A 25,109-nucleotide genomic window follows, 5' to 3' on the forward strand; every position below is an offset into this window, starting at 1 on the left:
TTCGAATATAAAAGATAAGGAGTTTCTATTATGCGACTATTACTACCTATTTTAACTTTAGTAGTAACATGTTTCCTTACTTTTAACGTACCGAGCTGGGATACGATTAAAACGGGGTGCTCAGAATTTGCTGAAGGGTTCAAAGAAGGATTCTTCAACTAAAAATAGCGCTATCATCCTTATTAAAGGTATGCTAGCGCTATTCATACTTTCATCTTTTAAAAATTATCTAATGCTTTTTCCATAATAGAGACTGATTTAAAAGGTGGCGTTACTGTTAATGAACCTTTCACAACAGTTTCTCCTTTTTCATCATGAGCAGATACAAGCATATCAATTGTATGTTCCTCCTCAGAAACAGCCACAACTTCAAAGTGGATTTGTAACGTTTCATAATGGTGAACATGTTTCACGAATGTAAGGTCCTTTCTCGTAATATGACTTCCTGGACCCGGTAAATATTTCGTAACCGCCGTTGTAATCATTCCCGTTAGCATAATGCTTGGTACAATCGGCTTTTCATACGGAGTTTGGGATGCGTAATCATGCTGAATATATAATGGATTGGCATCATTCGTTAACCCTAAGTACAATAACAAATCTTTATCCTCAATTTTTTCAGTGATAGATAATTTCTCTCCTACTGTAATTTCATCCATTTTACGACCAATTTGAACTTTTTTCTTTAACATGTTACAACCCCCTCCGATTTTTTCACCTTATTATCCTACTAAAAGCGATACCTTATCCGAAATTTACTATGATGAGGGCAATGTATAGTATAAATCTACAGTTTCATTATAGGATATTACAAATGATAGCGTTTTCATATTATTTCAAAAAAACAATTCGGTAAATAGTAGAAAAAGATTCGGAATCCCGAATCTTTTTCACTACTATTCAATTATTAAACAAGAACTTTCATTACGTTACGTACAGATTCTACAGAGCGATCTAACGCTTCTTTTTCATCTGCAAGAAGTTCTAATTCAATAATTTTTTCAATTCCGTTACCACCTAGAATTACTGGTACCCCTAAGTAAAGGTCACTATAACCATACTCACCTTCAAGGTACGCAATAGCTGGTAATACACGGCGTTGATCTTTTAAAATCGCTTCTGTCATTTCAACTAAAGAAGCTGCTGGTGCGTAATATGCACTACCGTTTCCTAATAAGCCTACAATCTCACCGCCACCTTTACGTGTACGTTCTACAATTGCTTCTAAACGCTCTTTCGGAATTAACGTTTCTAACGGAATACCGCCTGCATAAGAATAACGCACAAGAGGTACCATGTCGTCACCGTGTCCGCCAAGAACAAATCCTGTAATGTCTTTTACAGAAAGATTTAATTCTTGTGCGATGAATGTACGGAAACGAGCTGTATCTAATACACCCGATTGGCCGATTACACGCTCTTTCGGGAATCCTGCTTCTTTAAATACAGAATATGTCATTGCATCAACTGGATTTGTTAACACAACAATAATTGCATTTGGTGAATGTTTTGCAATGTCGCGCGTAATACTTTTCATAATTTTAGAGTTTGTTGCTACTAAGTCATCACGGCTCATACCAGGCTTACGTGCAATACCTGCTGTAATAACGACAACGTCAGAATCAGCAGTATCTGCGTAATCAGATGTTCCAATAATGTTAGCATCAAAACCTTGTACTGGGCTCGCTTCTAACATATCTAACGCTTTCCCTTTTGTTGGATTTTCCAGTTGTGGAATGTCCACTAATACAACATCTGCAAGTTCTTTTTGTGCTAATAAGAACGCCGTTGTTGCTCCTGTAAATCCCGCACCGATGACTGAAACCTTCTTGCGTTTGATTGTCATAATTTACCCCCCCTTTAATTATGCGTTTTTGATTATCGCTACATCCATGTTTTTAATAAGTTCATTAGCGAACTCAGAACATTTCACTTCTGTTGCACCTTCCATTAAGCGTGCGAAATCATAAGTTACTACTTTTGAAGCAATTGTTTTCTCAACAGAAGCAGTTACTAATTTCGCAGCTTCGTTCCATCCTAAGTGTTCTAATAATAATACACCTGAAAGAAGAACAGAAGATGGGTTTACTTTATCTAAACCTGCATATTTTGGAGCTGTACCGTGTGTAGCTTCAAAGATAGCATGTCCAGTCACATAGTTAATGTTTGCACCAGGTGCAATACCAATTCCACCTACTTGTGCAGCAAGTGCATCAGAGATATAGTCACCATTTAAGTTCATTGTTGCAACAACATCGAACTCACGTGGACGAGTTAAAATTTGTTGTAAGAAGATGTCTGCAATAGAATCTTTTACGATGATTTTTCCAGCCACTTCAGCGTCTGCCATCGCTTTATTCGCTGCATCTTTACCATCTTTTTCAACAATACGATCGTATTCAGCCCAAGTAAATACTTTGTCGCCGAATTCTTGTTCCGCTACTTCGTAACCCCAGTTTTTGAAAGCACCTTCTGTAAATTTCATAATGTTTCCTTTATGAACTAATGTAACAGAAGAGCGTTTTTCGTTAATTGCATATTGAATTGCAGCACGAACAAGACGCTTTGTCCCTTCTTCTGAAATCGGCTTAATACCAATACCAGATGTTTCTGGGAAGCGGATTTTATTAACACCCATTGCTTCTTTTAAGAAAGCAAGAATTTTTTCTGCTTCTGGAGATCCTTGTGCATATTCAATTCCAGCATAAATGTCTTCTGTATTTTCACGGAAAATAACCATATCAGTATCTTCCGGACGTTTTACAGGTGAAGGAACACCTTCAAAATAACGAACTGGACGTAGACATACATATAAATCTAATTCTTGACGAAGTGCTACGTTTAGAGAACGAATACCACCGCCAACTGGAGTTGTAAGTGGACCTTTAATCGCGATTAAATATTCACGAATTAAGTTTAAAGTTTCTTCTGGTAACCACTCGCCTGTTTGGTTGAATGCTTTTTCCCCTGCAAGCACTTCTTTCCAAACGATTTTCTTCTCACCATCATAAGCTTTTTCAACTGCTGCTTCTAGTACGCGAGATGCAGCTGCCCAAATATCAGGACCAATTCCATCTCCCTCGATAAATGGAATAATCGGATTGTTTGGTACATTCATAACACCATTAGTTACAGTAATTTTTTCACCTGTCGTCAATGTGATAACCCCCATGTTTGAAATTTCATATGTATGAAACTGAGGGAATAACCCCTCAGTTCAAACCGTTAGTCAAATTAAAATATTCTAATCATTACATCTTTCCGAAAAAATCAGACTTTTGAAAGCGTATTTTCACTATCAAAATAGTGTTATTCGCTTATCGTTGTGCAATTGGAACATACACTTGATGCGTTGGTCCATTATAATCAGCACGCGGACGAATTAAACGGTTGTTTTCATATTGTTCTAGAATATGAGCTAACCAGCCTGACATACGGCTAATTGCAAAAATAGGTGTAAATAAGTCATGGTCAATTCCTAAACAATGGTATACAGAAGCTGAATAGAAATCAACATTTGGTGGAAGACCTTTTTCTTTTGTTACAATGTCTTCAATTTTGATAGACATATTATACCATTTCTCTTCTCCTAAAAGCACGCATAATCTCTTAGACATTTCACGTAAGTGTTTTGCACGTGGATCACCCTGCTCATACACACGGTGGCCAAAGCCCATGATTTTCACTTTATTTTGAAGAGCATTATGAATATATGACTCTACATTTTCTTCTTCACCAATCTCAGTTAACATCTTCATTACATTTTCATTTGCCCCACCGTGAAGAGGACCTTTTAATGCACCGATTGCTGCTGTAATACCAGAATATACATCTGAAAGTGTAGCTACGCAAACACGTGCAGTAAATGTAGAAGCGTTTAACTCATGATCTGCATGAAGTACAAGCGCCTTATCAAAAGCTTCAATTTCAACTTCATTTGGCTCGCGATCATTTAACATGTACAAGAAGTTTGCAGCTAATGATAAATCCTTTCTTGGCTCAACAATATCTAAACCTTTACGGATTCTCGCGTAAGCAGCAACTAAAGTTCCGACTTGCGCCTGTAATTTAACCGCTTTCAAATAATTGGACTTTTCATCCATAATTTCAGCGCTCTCATCGTATAATGATAGCATGGAAATTGCAGTTCGTAAAACAGACATCGGATGTGCAACTTTTAAATCTACTTGTTTTAAATATGTTAAAATCTCACTTGGAACTTTATAGTATTCAGATACAATTTCATTAAATTCCGCTAGTTCTTTTTCATTAGGAAGCTTGCGGTGCCATAATAAGTACACTACTTCTTCAAACGTAGCATTCTCAGCTAAATCATCAATATTATACCCAACATAAGTTAATGTATCATCAATAATAGAGCTCACAGATGATGTTGTTGCTACTACCCCTTCTAAACCTCGAATAACAGTCATGACATTCTCTCCTTTTCCTGAAAATTCTCCCAACCTTGCTCCTTATATCTATTTGCTCCCCCTATGAATTATGAACGCCCGTTCACTCTTTAGGCAAGCAAAATGCACGATCATGCAAATTTGTTGCGATGTTCCCCTCTTATTGTCCATTGTCTACATGGAAAGCATGAGCGTGAATGTCTCCCCGAATCCTCACGCTCAAAACAACAAGTTAGTGAGGAAAATACATTCCGAAGAGTTTTATGATAAAAACAACATAAAACAATATCATTATAAAATTGTTTTATGTTGTTTTTATTTTATCTGGTGTAAAGTCTCTGCTGTTATGTAACTTTTCAAAGTTTCTAATCCTATTATAAACAATTATCTGACTTTTGTGAACAGAAAGAATTCAAAAATTTTATATTACTATAAAATTCCTTATTTAAACATTTGTATAATACTCATAACCGCATAGGCAATTCCAGCCCCAATTAACGGACCAACAGCAACCCCATTAAATAGCGCAACCGCTATAATTGTCCCAAAAACAAGCGCAGTTGTAATGTGAGGATCCGTTGTCAACAATTGTACGCCGCCTTTCGCTAACAAAGCGACTGCTACACCTGAAGCTAAAGCAATCCACGCATAATAAGATTTCGCCGCTTCTCCAAGTTGTTTAAAACCTATTTCCCCCGTCGCAATCGGTACGAGCACCGCTATTGTAATGACCGTTACACCTAGATTAATTCCTTTCGTTTGTAAATAAGGAAAGACCTTATCTCCTAAAAATGTAAACTTCAATAAAAATAACACACCAATAGCTACAGTAAGCGATTGGTTTTTAGCAATAAGTCCGATAATAAGTAGTATGAATAAAAATAACGTTGACTGACTAATCATGTTTGCACTTCCTTTCTGAAAATAATGAACTCATTTCCAAACAAAAATACCTTTAAACCTATCGTTATACATGATATATCGATGCCTATTCAACATGAATCACTTCATTTTTTATGTATTTTAAAATGACAAACTGAGACTTTCACCATCAAAATTTAAGCATGTATACATTTTTAAAAACGGGCGTCTCTTCTTTCTTTTCTAATTAGAAACAGGTAAAATAAAAAGAAGAGAAAATGAAGTTTTTACCATATAGTAGAAGCATCAACACCAAGCTTTCACAGTCACTCACATACTGAAAAAGCAGGAAAAATCCATCATTCCACTATAACATAAAGTGAAACTTTAATCAGTGGGGCATTTTCCACTGATTATTAGTTGAACCAATCGGGCTTTTACGGGCAGTTTATCGCCATCTAACTCCTTTGATCCAGCCGCACTTTTGATAGGAGCTTTACTGCCCGTTAATGCGGGGTAAAGTGAAACTTTAATCAGTGGGGCACACTCGTTATAAGTTGAACGAATTAGGATAATCCAAATCGGAATGGGAGGTATACATCTTTGAACCGAAACTTACTATATATGATATTACGACTCATATTTGTCATTGTAGCAACGGTAGCTGGGTTCTATGTATTACTATACATATCAGGGCTTATCTATCCTTTTATTATCGCTTTTGCATTTGCTTATTTGATTAATCCTGTCGTCAATTTCCTTAATCAAAAACTACAATTTCCTCGCGCACTAGCAGTACTCGTTAGCTTAATTCTCGTATTTGGAGCTATCGTTGGACTTGTTACATATCTTGTGACTGAAGCAATATCTGCCACAACATACTTACTACAACTTGTTACAGTAAAGTTTCCAGATATCGTTACATTCGCTCAGCAATTTGCACTTAATCATATTATGCCTCTCTACGATGATTTAATCTCTAAATTTAATCATCTTGGAGAACCACAGCGCTATACAATTACACAAAACATTCAAAACTTAGGAACAGAAGCGACAACACAAATGAAAGAACTTTTAACCACCATTATAAGCGGGTTAACGAATTTCATTAGTGCACTGCCAACAACTTTAACTGTCCTTGTATTCATTTTATTAGCCACTTTCTTCATTAGTTACGATTGGCACCGTCTTGCTCAGAAAGCAAGAAAATTGCTACCGAATCGTGTACATGGCTATGGAAAAACTATTTTTGTCGACTTAAGAAAAGCTTTGTTTGGTTTTGTGAAAGCACAACTTACACTCGTATCTATGACAACTGTCATTGTACTAATCGGGCTTTTAATATTACGCGTACCATACGCCATTACTATCGCGATTATTACAGGGGTTGTAGATTTACTACCATATTTAGGAACAGGCGCAGTCTTTGTTCCATGGGTTATATACGTATTTTTCACTGGCGATACCGCATTCGCCATTGGTCTTCTCATTTTATACATCGTCGTGATTGTCCAAAGACAAATTATGGAGCCGAAAGTACTTTCATCTAACATCGGTCTCGATCCATTAGCAACACTCGTCGCTCTATTTGTCGGCTTTAAACTTTTTGGCTTTTTAGGGTTAATCATCGGTCCAGTCACCTTAGTACTACTTAATACATTACACAAAGCTAATGTCTTCCATGACTTGTGGAAATATATTAAAGGTTCACCTTCAAAATAATAGTTTCTAATTCATACACAACAAAAAACTTACATGTAATCAGTGGGAAATTCCCACTGATTATTCCTTGTACTTATTTTTCATACTCATTACATAAAACAAGAGAATTGCACTCAAAAAAGATAATTCTCTTATTTTTTTGCATAAAAAACGCATATTTCGTGGTGTTTTTACATATTTATTCTATTTATTTTATAATTATTATTTACATTTATTACCTTTTATGTAAATGAATAAATATACAAAACAGCATAAAATAAGAATTCAACTAACAATTTACGCCTTTTTATATGAATTCTTTACACCAATCGTCCCTTTATATACAAAAGCAAAACTTTAATTTAACAGCACTCCCCTCCATCTTATTCATCTAAATAAATAGCACTAAAAAATCACAAGTTTAATCGAAGTACAACAAGAGTTCAAACGAAAATTATATAACAAATATAATAAGCGGACGTTTTGTTCATCCCCACTCATCATTCACCCCACATCAGACACTTACAAGCAGCCCAGCTTTGAGGTAGAAATCCCCCACAAATAGCGAGGTAAAGCAAAGCTTCAATCAAAAAGTTCTTCTCCTCTTACAAGACAAGAAATAGCACTTAGATTTCTACAATCTAAGTGCTATTTCTGAATGATAATAGTAGAGTTCTTTCTAAATTTCCATTCCATCCACTTCATAACAAGAGGCTTCAATAAAGCTCTCGTAATAGGAATCACGCAGATAAACCCTAGCACATCTGTCACATACCCAGGAAGCACCAAGAGAACGCCTCCTACAAATACAAAAATACCATCTAGTACTGCCTCACCTGGCATTTCCCCTCTATTCAACTTAGATTGAATCTCTCTAAGCACTTTAAACCCTTGTCTTTTCGCCAAATACACACCTACAACACCTGTAAATACAATCATAGCGAACGTAGACCATAAACCTATTACATGGCTTGATCCAATTAAGACCGTAATCTCAATCGCCGGTATTAAAATAAACAAGAATAGTAACCACTTCATAGTTCTACACCTCTCTCACAACTCACTTTTAATGCCCTCACAACGCCTACATACATCATATGAAATATAGATACCCTTTCATATTAAAACCCATAACAAACAGCTTTTAAAAGCAATCCTAGGCGCTTTAAGCTAATTCTATCTCGTTTTTGTGTAAAAAAAAGAGAAGGACTCCGATCCTTCTCTCTGTATTACTTATAGCACTTCCGCATGTCCATTATAAACAATTCCGCGTGCTGCATCAACTGTTACTTCTTGGCCATTTTTTAAAGTTGCTGTTACGCCGTTTACACCAACGATAACAGGAATACCGATTGATACGCCTACAACAGCTGCATGGCTTGTTAAGCCACCTTCTTCTACAACTAAAGCCGCAGCTTTTTCGATGGCAGGAATCATATCTTTATCAGTGCTTGTTGTAACAAGGATATCACCTTCGTTTACGTTCGCTACAGCTTCAGCAGCTGTTTTTGCTACAACCACTTTACCTTTTGCAGCTTTACGACCGATTCCTTGTCCTTTAGCAATTTCTTCACCAACAACGTGGATTTTCATTAAGTTTGTTGTACCAGTTTCAGCAACTGGTACACCAGCAGTAATCACTACAGTATCTCCAAGTCCGATTAGACCTGCATCCATACCTGTTTGAATTGCTGTATCTAACATTTCGTCAGTTGAAGCCGCGCGCTCCTCAGCCATAAATGCTTGTACACCCCAAACAAGTGCAAGACGACGTCCTACTTGCTCGTCAGATGTTACAGCTACGATTGGAGATTTTGGACGGTATTTAGAGATCATTTTTGCAGTATATCCACTTTCTGTTGGAGCTACGATTGCAGCTACATCAAGAGCAAGTGCTGTATGCGCAACAGATTGGCTAATTGCATCTGTAATTGTTGGAGTGAACTCTTTAATACGTTTTTTGAACATATCTTCATATTGTAATGATTTTTCAACACGTACCGCAATGTTAGCCATCATTGTTACTGCTTCTACTGGGTATTGTCCAGCAGCTGTTTCACCTGAAAGCATGATTGCATCTGTACCATCAAAGATTGCGTTAGCTACGTCACTTGCTTCCGCACGAGTTGGACGTGGGTTACGTTGCATAGAATCTAACATTTGTGTTGCAGTAATAACCGGTTTACCTAACACGTTACATTTTTTAATTAGACGTTTTTGTACTAATGGTACTTCTTCTGGTGGAATTTCCACACCCATGTCACCACGAGCTACCATTAAACCGTCAGAAACTTCTAAGATTGAATCGATGTTGTCGATACCTTCTTGGTTTTCGATTTTTGGTACGATTTGGATGTATTGAGCGTTATGCTCTTCTAATAATTCACGGATTTCTAATACGTCAGACGCTTTACGTACGAATGAAGCTGCGATGAAATCAACTTTTTGCTCGATACCGAAGATGATATCTTTTACGTCTTTTTCAGTGATACCAGGAAGCTTAATGCTTACGTTTGGTACGTTAACACCTTTTTTATTTTTTACAGTTCCGCTGTTAAGAACTTTTGTACGGATGTTTCCGTCAGCTTTTTCGATTACTTCTAGTTCGATAAGACCGTCATCGATTAGAATGCGAGAACCTGGGTCTACATCGTCATAAAGACCAGCATAAGATACAGAGAACTTCTCTGCAGTACCTAATACTTGCTCAGTAGAAAGAACTACTTCTGCACCTGTTACAAGCTCAGCTTGTCCGTCTACGAAGTCGTGAGTACGGATTTCTGGACCTTTTGTATCAAGTAAGATACCAACTGTTTTACCAGTTTTCTTTGAAGCTTCACGAATGTTTTTAATACGAGCTCCGTGCTCTTCATGGCTACCATGAGAGAAGTTTAAACGAGCAACGTTCATACCTGCTTCGATTAATTGCTCTAATTTTTCAATACTTTCACTAGCAGGACCTATAGTACATACAATTTTAGTTTTACGCATATTGCACCTCCGAAAATTATGAAACCGTTCCCAAATATCTGACATTACGCCGATTAGATGGATAATTCTTTAGATAATTGATACATATCTTTATCGATTGTATGCTTTTGAGCTAACGCTTCGATAATGTCATGATCAACAAGTTTGTTATCTTGAATACCTACACAACGTCCGCCTTTACCAGCAATCAATAATTCAACTGCTCTTGCGCCAAGACGACTTGCTAATACACGGTCTTGTGCACTTGGCGATCCACCACGTTGTACGTGACCTAATACAGTTACACGAGTATCAAAGTTTGTTGCTTCTTCAATGTGCTTACCGATGTCAATTGCACTTCCAACACCCTCAGCTACAACGATAATACTGTGTTTTTTACCACGTTCACTACCACGCTTCAGACGAGCGATAACATCATCCATGTCATACTCTTCTTCTGGAATTAAGATTGTTTCCGCACCATCAGCTAAACCAGCCCATAATGCAATATCACCAGCATGACGTCCCATTACTTCGATAACATATGTACGTTCATGAGATGTAGCTGTGTCACGAATTTTATCAATTGCATCAATAACAGTGTTTAAAGCTGTATCGAAACCAATTGTGAAGTCTGTTCCAGGGATATCATTGTCGATTGTACCTGGTACACCAACACATGGGAATCCTTGTTCAGTTAATTTTTTAGCGCCTTGGTAAGAACCATCTCCACCAATAACAACAAGTCCTTCGATACCGTGTTTCTTTAATTGCTCGATACCTTTTAGTCGTACTTCTGGATCTTTAAACTCAGGACATCTTGCTGTATATAATTTTGTACCACCGCGGTGGATAATATCGCCAACAGAACCAAGTTCTAATTTTTCAATGTGACCAGAAATTAATCCAGCGTATCCATGGTAAATACCATATACTTCAATATCATGGAAAATCGCTTTACGAACAACTGCACGAATGGCAGCATTCATACCAGGTGAATCTCCACCACTTGTTAATACACCAATACGTTTCATTTGTACTCACCTCATAAAGATTATTTGCCTTATAATAAAATAACACGAAAAAATATAAAAATACAATGGAGAAGATGTGTCTTTTCATAATAAAAACGTGCATTCGCGAAGTGGAACGCACGCTTTTCTTATTTTATCCAAATGGAAGCGTTTGAAAACGAAACTTGCCCAATTTTCATATATTTTTCATAACGTTTCTCGATTAATTCATCTTTCGAAATTCCGTTTAATTGTTCAAAAGTTTTCCGAATCATTAAGTCTATATTTTCTGACTGTTTCAAAATATTACGGTGAGCTCCACCTCTTGTTTCTGGAATAATTTCGTCAATTACACCTAATTCTTTCAAATCTGCTGCTGTAATTTTCATTGCCTCTGCAGCTTCCTTTGCTTTTCCTGCATCTTTCCAAAGAATTGCCGCTGCACCCTCTGGTGTAATAACAGAATAAGTGGAATTTTCTAGCATATGAATGTAATCTCCAACTCCAAGGCCTAACGCACCACCACTACCACCTTCGCCGATAACGATACAAATAACAGGTACCGTTAAACCTGCCATTTCAAATAAATTGCGGGCGATAGCTTCACTTTGACCACGTTCTTCAGCAGCCTTACCAGGATAAGCTCCTTTTGTATCAATAAAACAAATAATAGGACGATTGAACTTTTCCGCCTGCTTCATTAAACGTAATGCTTTTCGATATCCTTCTGGATGAGGCATTCCAAAGTTACGGCGAATATTTTCTTTCGTATCTTTTCCGCGCTGATGCCCAATTACAGTTACAGGCATCCCTTTATATTTCGCAATGCCGCCGACAATCGCTGCATCATCGCCAAATAGACGATCTCCATGACATTCGAAAAAATCAGTAAATAAGTGCTCAATATAATCGAGCGTTGTCGGTCGTTCTGCATGACGAGCAATTTGAACACGGTCCCATACTTTCAGATTGCCGTATATATCTTCCTCTAAATTTTCTAGCTTTTCTTCCAAAATACGAATCTCCTCACTGAAGTCCATCTGGCTGTTTTTCGTATAGTCTTTCAGTTCACGAATCTTATTTCTTAGCTCAACAACTGGTTTTTCAAATTCTAGCTCTGCCATACAGCCATTTCCCCTCCTTGATGAACTTCTAAAATCTTGCGAAGTGATTCTCTCATATCATCACGATGCACCACCGCATCTAATTGACCATGATCTAGTAAGAATTCTGCTGTTTGGAAATCTTCTGGTAGTTTCTCACGCACCGTTTGTTCAATTACACGTCTACCAGCAAATCCGATAAGTGCACCTGGTTCTGCAAGATTATAATCACCAAGTGAAGCGAAACTCGCTGAAACCCCGCCCGTCGTTGGGTGAGTCATAACAGAAATAAATAATCCTCCTGCATTACTATGCTTTTTCAAAGCTACGCTTGTTTTTGCCATTTGCATTAAACTTAATATACCTTCTTGCATACGGGCACCACCCGAAGCAGTAAAGATAATAAATGGAACTTGTAAGTCGTACGCCTTTTCAACCGCACGGGCGATTTTTTCTCCTACCACAGAGCCCATGCTCCCCATTCGAAAACGAGAATCCATTACTGCAACAACAACAAGCATGTCATCAATTGTTCCTTCACCAGTTACAACCGCTTCGTTCAATTCAGTCTTCTTACGATCGCTCTCTAGTTTCTCTTCATAACCTGGAAACTCGAGTGGATTTAATGAAACCATTTCTTTGTCATACTCACGGAATGACCCTTCGTCCAATATACTATCAAGACGTTCCCATGCATTCATAGGATGATGATATCCACAATTCACACATACTTTTAAATTTTTTAGAAGTTCTTTCGTATACATGATTTTTTTACATTCCGGACATTTTGTCATAACGCCATCTGGTACATCTTTTCGTACTTGTTCTGAAGGTATTGCAGCGTACTTTTTCTTTTTCACGAATAAATCTCTTAGCACAATTTGACCCCCTTCGTTGAGAGCTAAGGTTAGCGTAAGAAGAAAATGGGGCTAACACCAAAGTTTGATGTTAGCCTTATCTTCTCAATCTGTCTAATAACCTCACTCTTTACGTTTAACTTTAACCGCTATGCGGTAGAATGTTTGTCATAACGTGTCATGGTCATTTCGACAAATTTTATACATTACGAGTGAAACTGTATATTCTCTACTAATTCATCGTAAATTTTTAGTGCATCATTTTCTTGTTTTTCTTCCAAAGTAGCATAAAGCTTTCTATACATATTGATAGAATCTCTTGAAACTTTACAAGAAAGAGTTGCTACGTAATCATTTACGATCATCCAAATGCGATATAGTAAATAATTATCGACTTGTTCAATAAGGGTTTTAAAGAACGTTTGATGAAGCGTTGGGATTGAGCTTTCATTTCCTTCAAGTACTTGGTGTAATCTACTTAGTACTTTAGAAAACATTTCTTTCGGTAAATTACATACAATTCGAATCATATCTTTCTCAAGTAATCGTTTCGTTTGTAATAGATCACGAATTGTTTTCTCATCTTGCAATAAGAACGGAGCAATTAATTGTACAAGACCGTTATCATAAAAGTTTCGAATAAACGTCCCTTCACCACGTCTCGTTTCAATCAATCCTACCAGTTCTAAAGCACGCAATGCTTCTCTTACAGAGGAACGTCCTACGTTTAAGCGTGAACTTAACTCACGCTCAGACGGCAAACGATCCCCCGCTACCAAACCATCCTCTTCCATAATGGAACGGATTTTTTTTACAATTTCGAGATATACTTTTGTATTTGATGATGTCAATGGAAATTCCTCGCTTATTCTTTACCAATCAGCGCTAATTGTTTTGTTTTTTCAGCGATCTCATTTGGATCTACTTGACGGCGAGCTACTCCTGTCTCCATTGCTGCTTTTGCAACGTAAGCCGCTACTTGAGGCGCTACACGCGCGTCAAATGGCGCCGGAATGATATAGTCTGCATTTAACTCATCTTCTGCTACAAGCTCAGCAATAGCCTGTACAGCTGCCATCTTCATTTCTTCGTTAATTTGTGTCGCATGTACGTCAAGTGCACCGCGGAAAATACCAGGGAACGCTAGTACATTATTTACTTGGTTCGGGAAGTCAGAACGACCTGTTCCAACAACAGCTGCGCCCGCTGCTTTTGCCAATTCTGGCATAATTTCTGGAACTGGATTCGCCATTGCAAAAATAATCGCATCGTCATTCATTGTACGAACCATCTCTTCTGTTAATGCACCTTCTGCAGACACACCAATGAATACGTCCGCACCTTGTACAACATCAGCTAAAGAACCTTCTATACGATTCTTATTTGTATATTTTGCAACTTCATCCTTCACCGGATTCATACCTGTAGGACGACCATCATAGATTGCGCCTTTACGGTCACACATAATAATGTCGCGTACACCATAGCGATATAAAAGTTTAATAATTGCAATACCTGCTGCACCTGCGCCATTTGCGACAACTTTAATGTCAGACATTTTCTTTCCAACTAATTTCAGTGCATTTACAAGACCTGCTACTGTTACGATAGCTGTTCCGTGTTGATCATCATGGAAGATAGGAATATTTGTTTCTTTTTTCAAACGCTCTTCAATAATGAAGCAGTTTGGTGCTGCGATATCTTCTAAGTTAACGCCGCCAAAAGTTGGTTCCATTAATTTTACAGTTTCAACAATTTTATCTACATCGTTTGTATTTAAGGCAATTGGGAATGCATCTACACCAGCAAAGCTCTTGAATAATACAGCTTTACCTTCCATTACTGGAAGAGATGCTTCAGGTCCAATGTTACCAAGACCAAGTACAGCTGTTCCATCTGTCACAACTGCTACCATATTTCCCTTCATCGTATATTCATATACCTTACTTTTATCGTCATAAATTTCTTTACAAGGTTCTGCAACCCCTGGAGAATATGCAAGACTTAAATCTTTTGCATTTTCTACTTTTACTTTTGATACAGTTTCTAATTTTCCTTGATGCACTTTATGCATGTGAAGTGCTTCTTCACGAAGTGTTGACAAACTATCCACTCTCCTCAAATTATTCTTGCTGATATCAATTTCTCCAAGTGGTCTGACCACGAACACTACTACTATAATAATCGAAGTGTAGGGAAATTGTCCATTATATTTTCACAACTACATTTTCTTCCCCGACAATTTCACGAAGTGCTCCTAAACATTCTTCACTTGGATGAATCGATAAACTCCGAGATAATTGTACCATTTTATGTTCCTTTTCATAATAAATTAGTACTTTCGCAAAACCTGAATAGTCGAACAATATTTTCGTAACCTGATTTAAAAGCTTTTTCTCATACTGAGATGGCAATTTCACGTAAACAGATGCGTCTTTCTTTTCTTCATAAACATCCATTTCCTCTAGCGGATATAGTCCATTTACAATCCATTGCAGCTTATGATTTCTTAGCTCAATCGTACCGTCAACTAAAACAATTGCTCCTTCTTGCAACTTATCCGAGAAATGTATATACGTTTCCGGGAAGAGGACCGCTTCCATTTCATCATTTTGATCACAGAATGTAATAAATGCCATCTTTTGAAACTTTTTCGTACGAATCACTCTCACACTTGTTATATACACAATCGCTCTTTGTACTTTTTTCTTGTTTCGCATCGCCTGAGCGAGAGATGGAATTTCTAATTCTTTTGCTAACTTCACATACTGCGCTGTTGGATAACTTGATAAATAAAAGCCAAGTGCTTCCTTCTCTTTATTTAGTTGTTCAATAAAAGATAACTCTTCTCCTTGTACATATTTCGATTTTGGAACAGCATCTCCTAAATCACGTGCGAGATTCGCGTACTCTAACGCCCCTTTAATACTTTTCCATAAATTCGTTCTCGAAACACCAAAATCGTCAAAACATCCCGACCAGACGAAAGCTTCTAAATTACGCTCCGTTACGAACTTTGACGGCATACGGAGACAAAACTCAAATAAATCTTCGAACATTTTTTTCTCTCGTTCTTCTAATAATGCCGTCACTGTAGCCATTCCAATATTTCGGATTGAAAGTAAACTGTAACGTATCGCATTCCCTTCTATTTGGAAGTTGTAACCACTCCTCTGAAGAGACGGCGGCAAAACGTGAAAACCTTTCCGCTTCGTTTCTCGTATATACTGTACAATCTTATCTTCATTTCCAATTGCGCTTGATAATAATGCCGTCATAAATTCCAGCGTATAATTCGCTTTCAAATAGGCAAGCTGATATCCAATCATACTGTAAGCTACAGCGTGACTTCGGTTAAAACCGTAATTCGCAAATCTTACAATTAAATCATAAATTTTCTCTGCGGATGTCTCATCGTATCCATTTCGCAAACATCCTTGGACGAAATGCTTACGTTCCTGATCTAAAATATCACGATTTTTTTTACTCACCGCACGGCGCAGTAAATCTGCTTCTCCGAGCGAAAAACCTGCTAACTTCGATGCAATTTGCATAATTTGTTCTTGGTATACAATGACGCCGTATGTTCTTTCTAAAATTGGCTTTAAATCCGGATGTAAATATTCAATTTTTCTTTTTCCATGTTTCGATTCAATAAAAGTCGGTATCTGTTCCATCGGTCCTGGTCTGTATAACGAGTTAACAGCTACGATATCTTCAAACTCATTCGGTTTTAACCCGCGAAGTACATTTCGCATACCACCTGACTCAAGCTGGAATACACCTGTTGTATCCCCTCTCCCTAATAATTGGAACGTCTTTTCATCTTGAAGAGGTAAGTTTCTTATATCGATTTCTTTCCCTGTTTTGTTCGCGATAAATTTTATAATATTTTCAAGTAACGTTAAATTACGTAATCCTAAAAAGTCCATCTTAAGCAACCCAAGTTCTTCTAGCGCATCGGCTGGATATTGCGTAACATAAACATCGTTATGTCCTTCTTGAATTGCTACACTGCCTGTTAGCGGTTCTTGACTCATAATAACACCAGCCGCATGAATAGACGTATGACGTGGTAAACCTTCTACACGTTTTGCGATTTCAAACACACGCTCATGTAGAAGATTCCCTTGTATAAACTCACGAAGTGATTGTGATTCTTCATATGCATCTTTTAACGTTATACCGAGCTTTGATGGGATAAGTTTTGAAAATATATCAATATCTCGCGGCGGAAGCCCCATTACGCGGGCAATGTCTCTAATTGCCGCTTTTGCTGCAAGCGTACCAAACGTTACAATTTGCGCAACACGGAGCTGACCGTATTTATCTTTCACATAGCGAATCATCTCATCACGTCTTACGTCTGGAAAATCAATATCAATATCAGGAAGCGTCACACGTTCAGGATTTAAAAACCTTTCAAATAATAGATCGTATTCAATTGGATCAATATCTGTAATTTCTAATACGTATGAAACGAGTGAACCAGCTGCCGATCCACGACCTGGTCCTGTTAGAATATGATTTTCATGTGCATACTTCATAAAATCCCATACGATGAGGAAATAATCACTAAATCCCATACGAGAAATAACATTTAATTCATGATCCAAACGCTTTATATGCACTTCTTTCGGAGCACCATATCGTTTCCGCAAACCTTCTTCACAAACACGACGCAAGTATATATCACTCGTTTCATTAGACGGAACAGGAAACTTCGGAAGTTGATTTACATGGAACGGTATTTCTACTTGGCAACGCTCTGCAATTTTTATTGTATTTTTGATTGCTTCCGGCGCATGGGAAAATAGTGCTTCCATTTCATCCGATGACTTTAAATAATACTGATCTGTTTTCAGCCTCGGCCTATCTGGATCAGTCATTTTCGTTCCACTTTCAACAGATAGTAAACATTCATGAACAAGCGCGTCACTTTGATTGATATAGCGCACATCATTTGTTGCAACGACCGGAATATTAACCCTACTAATAAATTCAGGTAGTTTCTCTTGTAAAAGCAACTCATCTTGAATCGCATGATGCTGCAAACTCATATAAAAATGGCCGAACATATTTTGATATGTGCGAGCTACTTCTTCAGCCTGACTCTCATTGTCTTCTAGTAATAATTGCTCAATTTCGCCATCTTTACCTGGTGAAATTGCAATTAATCCTTTCGCATAATGCGCAAGCCACTTCTTAGGAATACCTTCTTTGGACTTTGTCATAATACTGCTAGAAATCTTTAATAAATTTTGGTAGCCTATTTCATTCTCAGCAAGTAATACAAGCGGATAAGACCTTTCTTCTTCTTCACTAAAAATAGAAGCGGTTAATCCAATAACAGGCTGTATACCATGTTTCTTACATGCTTTATAAAACGGAATAACGCCATACATAACATTTTCATCCGTAATAGCCAGCGATGAAAAACCGAGTTCTTTCGCCCTGACTACAAGCTCATCAATTTTACAAGCACTTTTTAATAAACTAAAAACGGTTTGACATTGTAAATGCACAAACTTCACTGTTGTACCCTCTCTTTACCTATTTGACTACTTTTATTATAGGTGATGAGGAAAGCGGAAATCAAAACATACTTCTTATACTTTGTCCATATATATGAAGAAGAAAGGGGAATGACGATGGATGTAAGAGAACATACTTTTTTCTCTCTGCTTATTATTAGTTATTTTATTGCCTTTGGGGTTATACTTGGCGGTTCATTAATTGGTGGATTTGGTGCGTTTCTTATCGGAAAACCAGCTCTAACTTACATTAATCAATTCGCCCAAAATTTAAGAATTTGGGCACTCGTTGCAGCAATCGGTGGAACATTCGATACCTTTTATAGCTTTGAAAGAAGTTTCTTTGGCGGAGATATGAAAGATATCGTAAAACAAATTCTCCTTATTTTTTTCGCAACTGGTGGTATGCAAACAGGTCTCATTATTATTAAATGGCTAACGCAGGAACATGTATGAGAGTACCAAGTGCCAATACAGCAAAAAGATGGTACTTAGTATTAGCTGGTGCTGCTGTTGGAGGCGTGTTGAGCTGGTTTATTTTTTTGTACATATACGGTGTTTTTCAAGAAGAACAAGCTAGTAAAATAGCAGAACAAAGAGAAATTATAGAAAAACAAGAAGCAAAGCTCCACGTCCTTCTCGAAGATCAAGAAAAATTGAACACTGAAAATAAACGACTCTTAACCATTCAAGAGATTAAAATAAAACTTATCAATCGAGAAAAATACGATTTAGACAATCTTACACTCGAAAATATGACTACATCTATCCATAATGATCTCCAGCATCTTTTAACGAAAAACATTCAAAGTATCGCAAAAAATAAAGACCTGCTAAAAAAGGTAATCGAAAATAAAACGTACAAACATTACGATCGGCTATACCGTTTTAAAGTCGATACAATATCTTTTGATACAGTGCTTGAAATTAGCATAACTATAGAGAAAGAAAAATAAAGAAGGAGGGCTTTAGCGCCGCTCCTTCTTTTCGTTCTAACATATAGTCTCTTATTTACAAATCTCACGTAAATCAGCAAAAAGACGATCCGCTTCTTCCCAAGAAGATGCCTTGGCACCAGAAGCCATCGGATGCCCTCCGCCGTTATATTGCATTGCCAATTTGTTTATAACTGGTCCTTTTGAACGAAGACGAACACGAATTACGTCGTCTTCCTCTAAAAATAGAACCCACGCCTTTAATCCATCAATATTGCCAAGCGCTCCAACAACACCAGATGCTTCAGAAGGAAGTACATCAAACTCTTCTAATACTTCTTTCGTTAATTTAATGTAAGCTGCTCCTTCTTCTACCATCGTAAAGTTTTGTAAAATATAACCGTTTAAACGAGCAATTTTTTCTTTTGTCTTATACATTTCATTGTATAAATCTGTGAATTTCACACCCATGTCAACAAGCTCACTTACGTAACGAAGTGTTTTTGCTGTCGTATTTGGGAATAAGAAACGACCTGTATCTCCAACAATTCCTGCTAAAATAAGGCGGGCTGCTTCTTTTGTTATTTTTAACCCCTTATCTTTTCCATAGTTATAAAACTCATAAATCATTTCACTTGTAGAACTCGCTGTCGTATCTACCCACGTAATATCTCCATATGGATCTTCGTTTGGATGATGATCAATTTTAATTAACATCTTCCCTTTTGTATAGCGTTGATCGTCAACACGTTCTTGATTCGCAGTATCACAAACAATAACAAGCGCATTTTCGTATACACTATCTTCAATATCATCCATTACTCGTAAGTATGCTAGTGACGGTTCATTGTACCCAATCGTATAAATATTTTTCTCTGGAAACGATTCTTGTAGAATTGTACCAAGACCACCCTGTGAACCTAACGCATCTGGATCCGGACGCACGTGGCGATGAATAATAATTGTATCAAACTCTTTAATTGCTCCTAAAATTTGCTCATGCATATGTATAATCTCCTTTTTAATCAACTTCTTCACTTTAACGTGCAGTAAAAGCCCAATGGATGGGGCTAATCATTAGCGCATGGAAACATCCCCACACTAATTAAAGTTTCACTTTATCCTCCATTATAACGGAAAGTATTTCATACATGCGAACAATTGCTTTATAATAAAAGTTAGAAAGTTTAGATATTTCTTTTTCTTTTCTATTATTTTTCACAAAGCGATGGGAGTGTTCATTATGCCAGTATTAGTCTTCTGTATTATCGTCTCATTTATGTTGTACATCTTTTACAAAACAAAATACTTTCGTACAAACCGCCCAATGGAAAAAGGTTGGCTCTCAGGAAAATCCGCAATGGCACTCGGTTCATTCGTTTTATTTTTCGGGATAAACCAATTCTTTTTAGAACTTTCAACCGCTCGTATTATCGTTGGTGTTTTATTCATTCTATTTGGTAGTGCAAGTGTATTTAATGGATTTCGCCAATACAAACATTTCTTGCCATTAGCAGTTAAAGAAGCCGAAGTCTATGAAGCAACATAAAAAAGCATCAATATTGTGATGCTTTTTTACGTCCCCTAACTTTCAAAATCATATATGCAACAAACGCAGATGGTATATTAAATGGGTTACCTTGTACGTGAAAATGTAATTGTTCTTCTCCAAAAGACATTTTTTCATATAGCTCTCGCTGAGATAATCCTGTCTTTTCCTTTTTTTCATGTAAACCTTGTAAGTATAAATATTGGATCGGTATCATTACAAGAAAGTAAAATAGTGCGATACTACAAAAAAAGAGTACGGCTGACGACATAATGCATACCACCTTTCAGAAATCCATTTTCTTACAATATAATCATAACACAATATACGACGGAATTGAATTACTATTCTGTCTTTTATCACGTTACTTTTCCACTCCATCCCATACATATTCCACTAAAACTCCCATCTAAAATCATGCCTTTCAAATGTAAAACAGCAAAAAAGATGGAACAAATCAAAACGATTTGTCCCATCTTTTTATTTATCGATTAACTGAACCATAAGTAATGCTTTTCCAACAACATTACCTTCATGATGCACCTCTACATCGACCTTACCAAATTTACGCCCAATTTCTAATACTTTCGGATGAACGGATACAACATTATCAATTTGAACCGGCTTTACGAAATAAATCGTTAAGTTTTCAACAATTAAATCGCTTTTCTTTTGCGCACGAATGACGCGATTTGTCGCTTCTGTCACAATTGTTGCAAATACACCGTACGATAACGTTCCGATTGAGTTCGTCATTTGTGGCGTCACCGAAAATTGATATAGATGCTCATTCCTCGCTTCTTTTGGCGTCATAAATTGATTCGTTACAATATCATCAATTGTTTCTCCAACTTGTGGCTGACGTTGAATCATTTGCAGTGCCTGAAGTACATCTTGACGGCTAATAATACCTTGCAGCTTATTTCCTTCCTCAACGACAGGAAGTAATTCAATTCCTTCCCACACCATCATACGTGCCGCAGCCGCGACAGACATTTTACCGTTCACTGTAATTGGGTGTTTTGTCATTACTTTATCAATTGGTGTTTCTTTCGCTACACCGATCATATCTTTTGAAGTTACGATTCCTAGCACTTTGTTATTTTCATCGACGATTGGATATCTTCCGTGCATTGTCTCTTCGTTATACGCATGCCATTGCTGTACTGTATCACTCGGCCTTAAATATAACGTTTCTTCAATTGGCGTTAAAATATCTTCAACGAGTACAATTTCTTTCTTAATAAGTTGGTCATAAATTGCACGGTTAATTAACGTTGCAACCGTAAATGTATCGTAGCTACTTGAAATAATCGGCAGCTTTAATTCGTCTGCTAATTTCTTTACATGATCTTCCGTATCAAACCCGCCCGTAATTAATACAGCAGCTCCAGTTTCTAGCGCTAATTCATGTGCATTCGTACGGTTACCAATAATGAGTAAATTCCCAGCTTCTGTATAGCGCATCATCGCTTCTAATTTCATAGCTCCGATTACGAATTTATTTAATGTTTTATGTAGTCCTTCTCTGCCCCCAAGTACTTGACCATCGACAATGTTAACGACTTCTGCATATGTCAGTTTTTCGATATTTTCTTTCTTCTTTTGTTCAATTCGAATTGTTCCGACACGTTCAATTGTACTAACATATCCTTTATTTTCTGCATCTTTAATTGCACGGTAAGCGGTCCCTTCACTTACACTCAAATCTTTCGCAATTTGTCTTACAGAAATTTTATGGCCTACTGGCAGGCTATTAATATGTTCTAAAATTTGGTTATGCTTGGTAGCCAAATGGTTTCACCATACTTTCTTTTCCCTAAATTCTTCATGTGTTGTACTTTTAGTATACTATATTTTCAAAACTGTTACACTCTCTCTTTGCATACCTGTACTATTTTTTTTATAACAAAATGACTCTTACATTCCACCAGTCATTCTATTACAACAATGTAATGCTATCGTCATCTCATTCGATAGTTCGTACACTTGATTACCTATACAATTAAGACAAGAAATAAAACAAAGGAGCGAACACATGATGAAAAAATTTTTAGAGGTTGTAGGTGCTGTATTTTTAGCTTTCGTAGATGGGAAAAAGGTTGCAATAGAATTGAATGAAACACCTGAACAACCACTTACCAAAAGAAAAGAATCACCAAAACAAATACAAGCATTAAAAGCTGTCCTACACACGTAAAAAACCCTTCACTTTTCTTTTCAAATGAAGGGTTTCTTTTCTATAGTGTAATACTTTCTCCAGCTTCTAATACTTTCCCTGTACAATTTTGTAGCTTTTCTACAAATTGATATGGATCTTGTTCAATAACTGGGAACGTATTGTAATGCATCGGTACAACAGTTTTCGCATTAATCCATTTTGCCGCTAGTACAGCATCTTCTGGTCCCATTGTGAAATTATCACCAATTGGTAAAAATGCTAGATCAACTTTATTTAATTCCCCAATTAACTTCATGTCAGAGAATAGTGCAGTATCTCCTGCGTGGTATACAGTTTTCTCTTCTGCTGTAAATAAAATACCTGCTGGCATACCTGTATATGTAATCGTCTTATTTTCTTCATCAATATAACTAGAGCCGTGGAATGCTTGTGTAAACTTCACTTTTCCGAAGTCAAATTCATGTGAACCACCAATATGCATCGGGTGTGTATTTACACCTTGCCAACTTAAAAATGTTGCTAATTCAAATGGCGCTACAACAACTGCATTATTTTTCTTCGCAAGCTCTACTGTATCTCCAACATGATCACCGTGTCCATGCGATAAAAGAATTGCATCCACTTTTACATCTTCAGCTTTTAAATCTGTTTTCGGATTACCTGTTAAAAACGGGTCAATTAAAATAACTTTTCCATTCGCCTCAATTTTCACAACTGAATGTCCATGATAAGATACTTTCATTATTACATTCCTCCCCTATTCACATTCTCACTTTTTATTCTACATGATTTTTGAATCCCCTGTCTTTTCTAACATCTATTTACTTGTCATAACGCTTTCTTCCGAGTTAAAGTTATATTTGTAATTAAATATCTCGGGGGTGCCAATCGATGAATGCTAGATTAGAAAATTTAATGCAATGGCTAAAAGAAAAAAACATAGAAGCTGCGTTCTTAACTTCTACACCGAACGTTTTCTACATGACAAACTTCCACTGTGAACCACATGAAAGATTACTTGGTATGTTTGTATTCCAAGAAAAAGAACCTATTTTAATTTGTCCTAAAATGGAAGAAGGTCAAGCTCGTAACGCTGGCTGGGCACATGAAATTATCGGATTCACTGACACTGATCGACCATGGGATATGATTGCAAAAGCAATTAAAGACCGCGGCATCAATGCAAATGCAGTTGCAATTGAAAAAGAACATTTAAACGTAGAACGCTACGAAGAATTAACAAAACTATTCCCAAATGCAGCTTTCAAATCAGCTGAAGAGAAAGTTCGTGAACTTCGTTTAATTAAAGATGAAAAAGAGCTTTCTATTTTACGCGAAGCAGCTAAAATGGCGGACTATGCTGTTGAAGTTGGTGTAAATGCAATTAAAGAAAACCGCAGCGAGCTAGAAGTATTAGCAATTATTGAACACGAATTAAAAACAAAAGGCATACATAAAATGTCATTTGATACGATGGTATTAGCAGGTGCGAACTCAGCTCTTCCACACGGTATTCCTGGCGCAAACAAAATGAAACGCGGCGATTTCGTACTATTTGATTTAGGCGTAATCATTGATGGTTATTGCTCTGATATTACACGTACAGTGGCATTCGGTGGGATTTCTGAAGAGCACACTCGTATTTACAACACTGTACTTGCTGGACAACTACAAGCAGTTGAAGCATGTAAACCAGGTGTTACACTTGGCGCAATCGACAATGCTGCTCGTTCTGTTATCGCAGATGCAGGTTACGGTGACTTCTTCCCGCACCGCCTTGGTCACGGACTTGGAATTAGCGTACACGAATATCCAGATGTAAAAGCTAGTAACGAGTCTCCATTAAAAGAAGGTATGGTCTTCACAATCGAGCCAGGTATTTACGTACCAAACGTAGGTGGCGTTCGTATTGAAGATGATATTTACATCACAAAAGACGGATCAGAAATTTTAACGAAGTTCCCGAAAGAATTACAATTTGTAAAATAAGAA

General features: G+C 37.1%; 24 protein-coding genes. 7 read left to right on the plus strand and 17 right to left on the minus strand.

What is annotated here, in order from left to right; genetic code table 11:
* The first annotated feature begins 30 nt into the window (after positions 1-30).
* Positions 31-162 carry a hypothetical protein gene (locus BAQ53_RS26395; protein WP_001238014.1) on the plus strand — a complete coding sequence of 44 codons (132 nt, stop codon included), beginning with the start codon at positions 31-33 and terminating at the stop codon, positions 160-162.
* A gap of 56 nt (positions 163-218) precedes the next feature.
* Here BAQ53_RS26395 and BAQ53_RS21705 read toward each other — a convergent pair whose 3' ends face one another.
* The 5 genes from BAQ53_RS21705 to BAQ53_RS21725 all read right to left on the minus strand — a co-directional run bounded on the left by BAQ53_RS21705 (position 219) and on the right by BAQ53_RS21725 (position 5,315).
* Entirely contained in the window at positions 219-692 is a 474-nt protein-coding gene (locus tag BAQ53_RS21705) for a MaoC family dehydratase (RefSeq protein ID WP_000914180.1), read from the minus strand.
* A gap of 215 nt (positions 693-907) precedes the next feature.
* Positions 908-1,846 carry a malate dehydrogenase gene (gene mdh, locus BAQ53_RS21710; protein ID WP_000153232.1) on the minus strand — a complete coding sequence of 313 codons (939 nt, stop codon included), beginning with the start codon at positions 1,844-1,846 and terminating at the stop codon, positions 908-910.
* Between the two features lie 18 nt (positions 1,847-1,864).
* Positions 1,865-3,157: an NADP-dependent isocitrate dehydrogenase gene (gene icd / locus BAQ53_RS21715; RefSeq protein ID WP_208906228.1), complete on the minus strand. Its 1,293-nt coding sequence runs from the start codon at positions 3,155-3,157 to the stop codon at positions 1,865-1,867.
* A gap of 160 nt (positions 3,158-3,317) precedes the next feature.
* The gene (gene citZ / locus BAQ53_RS21720; RefSeq protein WP_208906229.1) at positions 3,318-4,466 is read right to left on the minus strand and encodes a citrate synthase; all 1,149 of its coding nucleotides are present in this window, start codon (positions 4,464-4,466) and stop codon (positions 3,318-3,320) included.
* 387 nt (positions 4,467-4,853) lie between these two features.
* Positions 4,854-5,315 (minus strand): DUF441 domain-containing protein, encoded by a 462-nt coding sequence (locus BAQ53_RS21725; RefSeq protein ID WP_000625507.1) that lies wholly within the window; start codon positions 5,313-5,315, stop codon positions 4,854-4,856.
* Positions 5,316-5,876: 561 nt separating this feature from the next.
* Between BAQ53_RS21725 and ytvI the strand changes: the two genes are divergently transcribed.
* A complete protein-coding gene (ytvI, locus tag BAQ53_RS21730; RefSeq protein WP_001081382.1) occupies positions 5,877-6,995 on the plus strand; it encodes a sporulation integral membrane protein YtvI in 1,119 nt (372 codons plus the stop codon).
* A gap of 627 nt (positions 6,996-7,622) precedes the next feature.
* On the opposite strand, the gene BAQ53_RS21735 is transcribed toward ytvI, so the two are convergent.
* From BAQ53_RS21735 to dnaE, 8 genes are all read right to left on the minus strand, one after another.
* Positions 7,623-8,012 (minus strand): FxsA family protein, encoded by a 390-nt coding sequence (locus BAQ53_RS21735; protein ID WP_000871639.1) that lies wholly within the window; start codon positions 8,010-8,012, stop codon positions 7,623-7,625.
* 195 nt (positions 8,013-8,207) lie between these two features.
* A complete protein-coding gene (gene pyk / locus BAQ53_RS21740) occupies positions 8,208-9,965 on the minus strand; it encodes a pyruvate kinase (protein WP_001232670.1) in 1,758 nt (585 codons plus the stop codon).
* Between the two features lie 53 nt (positions 9,966-10,018).
* Positions 10,019-10,978: a 6-phosphofructokinase gene (gene pfkA, locus BAQ53_RS21745; protein ID WP_000821157.1), complete on the minus strand. Its 960-nt coding sequence runs from the start codon at positions 10,976-10,978 to the stop codon at positions 10,019-10,021.
* A gap of 128 nt (positions 10,979-11,106) precedes the next feature.
* A complete protein-coding gene (gene accA / locus BAQ53_RS21750) occupies positions 11,107-12,081 on the minus strand; it encodes an acetyl-CoA carboxylase carboxyl transferase subunit alpha (protein ID WP_000818809.1) in 975 nt (324 codons plus the stop codon).
* Complete coding sequence (gene accD, locus BAQ53_RS21755; protein ID WP_000942856.1) at positions 12,069-12,938, minus strand: acetyl-CoA carboxylase, carboxyltransferase subunit beta; 870 nt, start codon at positions 12,936-12,938, stop codon at positions 12,069-12,071. The genes accA and accD overlap by 13 nt, the downstream gene beginning before the upstream one ends.
* A gap of 185 nt (positions 12,939-13,123) precedes the next feature.
* Positions 13,124-13,768 (minus strand): FadR/GntR family transcriptional regulator, encoded by a 645-nt coding sequence (locus BAQ53_RS21760; RefSeq protein WP_000204432.1) that lies wholly within the window; start codon positions 13,766-13,768, stop codon positions 13,124-13,126.
* A gap of 14 nt (positions 13,769-13,782) precedes the next feature.
* A complete protein-coding gene (gene ystJ, locus BAQ53_RS21765; RefSeq protein ID WP_161508111.1) occupies positions 13,783-14,991 on the minus strand; it encodes an NADP-dependent malic enzyme in 1,209 nt (402 codons plus the stop codon).
* A gap of 133 nt (positions 14,992-15,124) precedes the next feature.
* A complete protein-coding gene (gene dnaE, locus BAQ53_RS21770; RefSeq protein WP_000673719.1) occupies positions 15,125-18,451 on the minus strand; it encodes a DNA polymerase III subunit alpha in 3,327 nt (1,108 codons plus the stop codon).
* Between the two features lie 42 nt (positions 18,452-18,493).
* Between dnaE and BAQ53_RS21775 the strand changes: the two genes are divergently transcribed.
* Both BAQ53_RS21775 and ytrI read left to right on the plus strand, forming a co-directional pair.
* Complete coding sequence (locus tag BAQ53_RS21775) at positions 18,494-18,907, plus strand: YtrH family sporulation protein (protein ID WP_002005839.1); 414 nt, start codon at positions 18,494-18,496, stop codon at positions 18,905-18,907.
* Entirely contained in the window at positions 18,904-19,407 is a 504-nt protein-coding gene (gene ytrI, locus BAQ53_RS21780; protein ID WP_001265736.1) for a sporulation membrane protein YtrI, read from the plus strand. Before BAQ53_RS21775 ends, ytrI begins: the two co-directional genes overlap by 4 nt.
* Positions 19,408-19,458: 51 nt before the next feature.
* On the opposite strand, the gene BAQ53_RS21785 is transcribed toward ytrI, so the two are convergent.
* Positions 19,459-20,391 (minus strand): DHH family phosphoesterase, encoded by a 933-nt coding sequence (locus BAQ53_RS21785; RefSeq protein WP_000545130.1) that lies wholly within the window; start codon positions 20,389-20,391, stop codon positions 19,459-19,461.
* A gap of 238 nt (positions 20,392-20,629) precedes the next feature.
* Between BAQ53_RS21785 and BAQ53_RS21790 the strand changes: the two genes are divergently transcribed.
* Entirely contained in the window at positions 20,630-20,935 is a 306-nt protein-coding gene (locus BAQ53_RS21790; RefSeq protein ID WP_001144757.1) for a YtpI family protein, read from the plus strand.
* A gap of 7 nt (positions 20,936-20,942) precedes the next feature.
* On the opposite strand, the gene BAQ53_RS21795 is transcribed toward BAQ53_RS21790, so the two are convergent.
* Positions 20,943-21,206, minus strand: coding sequence for a DUF3949 domain-containing protein (locus BAQ53_RS21795; RefSeq protein ID WP_000093043.1), 264 nt, complete (start codon positions 21,204-21,206; stop codon positions 20,943-20,945).
* Between the two features lie 209 nt (positions 21,207-21,415).
* Positions 21,416-22,729 carry a CBS domain-containing protein gene (locus tag BAQ53_RS21800; RefSeq protein ID WP_000201574.1) on the minus strand — a complete coding sequence of 438 codons (1,314 nt, stop codon included), beginning with the start codon at positions 22,727-22,729 and terminating at the stop codon, positions 21,416-21,418.
* Positions 22,730-22,973: 244 nt separating this feature from the next.
* Between BAQ53_RS21800 and BAQ53_RS21805 the strand changes: the two genes are divergently transcribed.
* Positions 22,974-23,135 carry a hypothetical protein gene (locus tag BAQ53_RS21805; RefSeq protein WP_061884660.1) on the plus strand — a complete coding sequence of 54 codons (162 nt, stop codon included), beginning with the start codon at positions 22,974-22,976 and terminating at the stop codon, positions 23,133-23,135.
* Positions 23,136-23,175: 40 nt separating this feature from the next.
* On the opposite strand, the gene BAQ53_RS21810 is transcribed toward BAQ53_RS21805, so the two are convergent.
* Positions 23,176-23,859: a metal-dependent hydrolase gene (locus BAQ53_RS21810; protein WP_000868924.1), complete on the minus strand. Its 684-nt coding sequence runs from the start codon at positions 23,857-23,859 to the stop codon at positions 23,176-23,178.
* A gap of 149 nt (positions 23,860-24,008) precedes the next feature.
* Here BAQ53_RS21810 and pepQ point away from each other — a divergent pair, with 149 nt between their 5' ends.
* Positions 24,009-25,106: a Xaa-Pro dipeptidase gene (pepQ, locus tag BAQ53_RS21815; RefSeq protein WP_208906230.1), complete on the plus strand. Its 1,098-nt coding sequence runs from the start codon at positions 24,009-24,011 to the stop codon at positions 25,104-25,106.
* Positions 25,107-25,109 lie beyond the last annotated feature (3 nt).

This window comes from Bacillus sp. B25(2016b), assembly GCF_001679765.1.
Lineage (GTDB): Bacteria > Bacillota > Bacilli > Bacillales > Bacillaceae_G > Bacillus_A > Bacillus_A thuringiensis_K.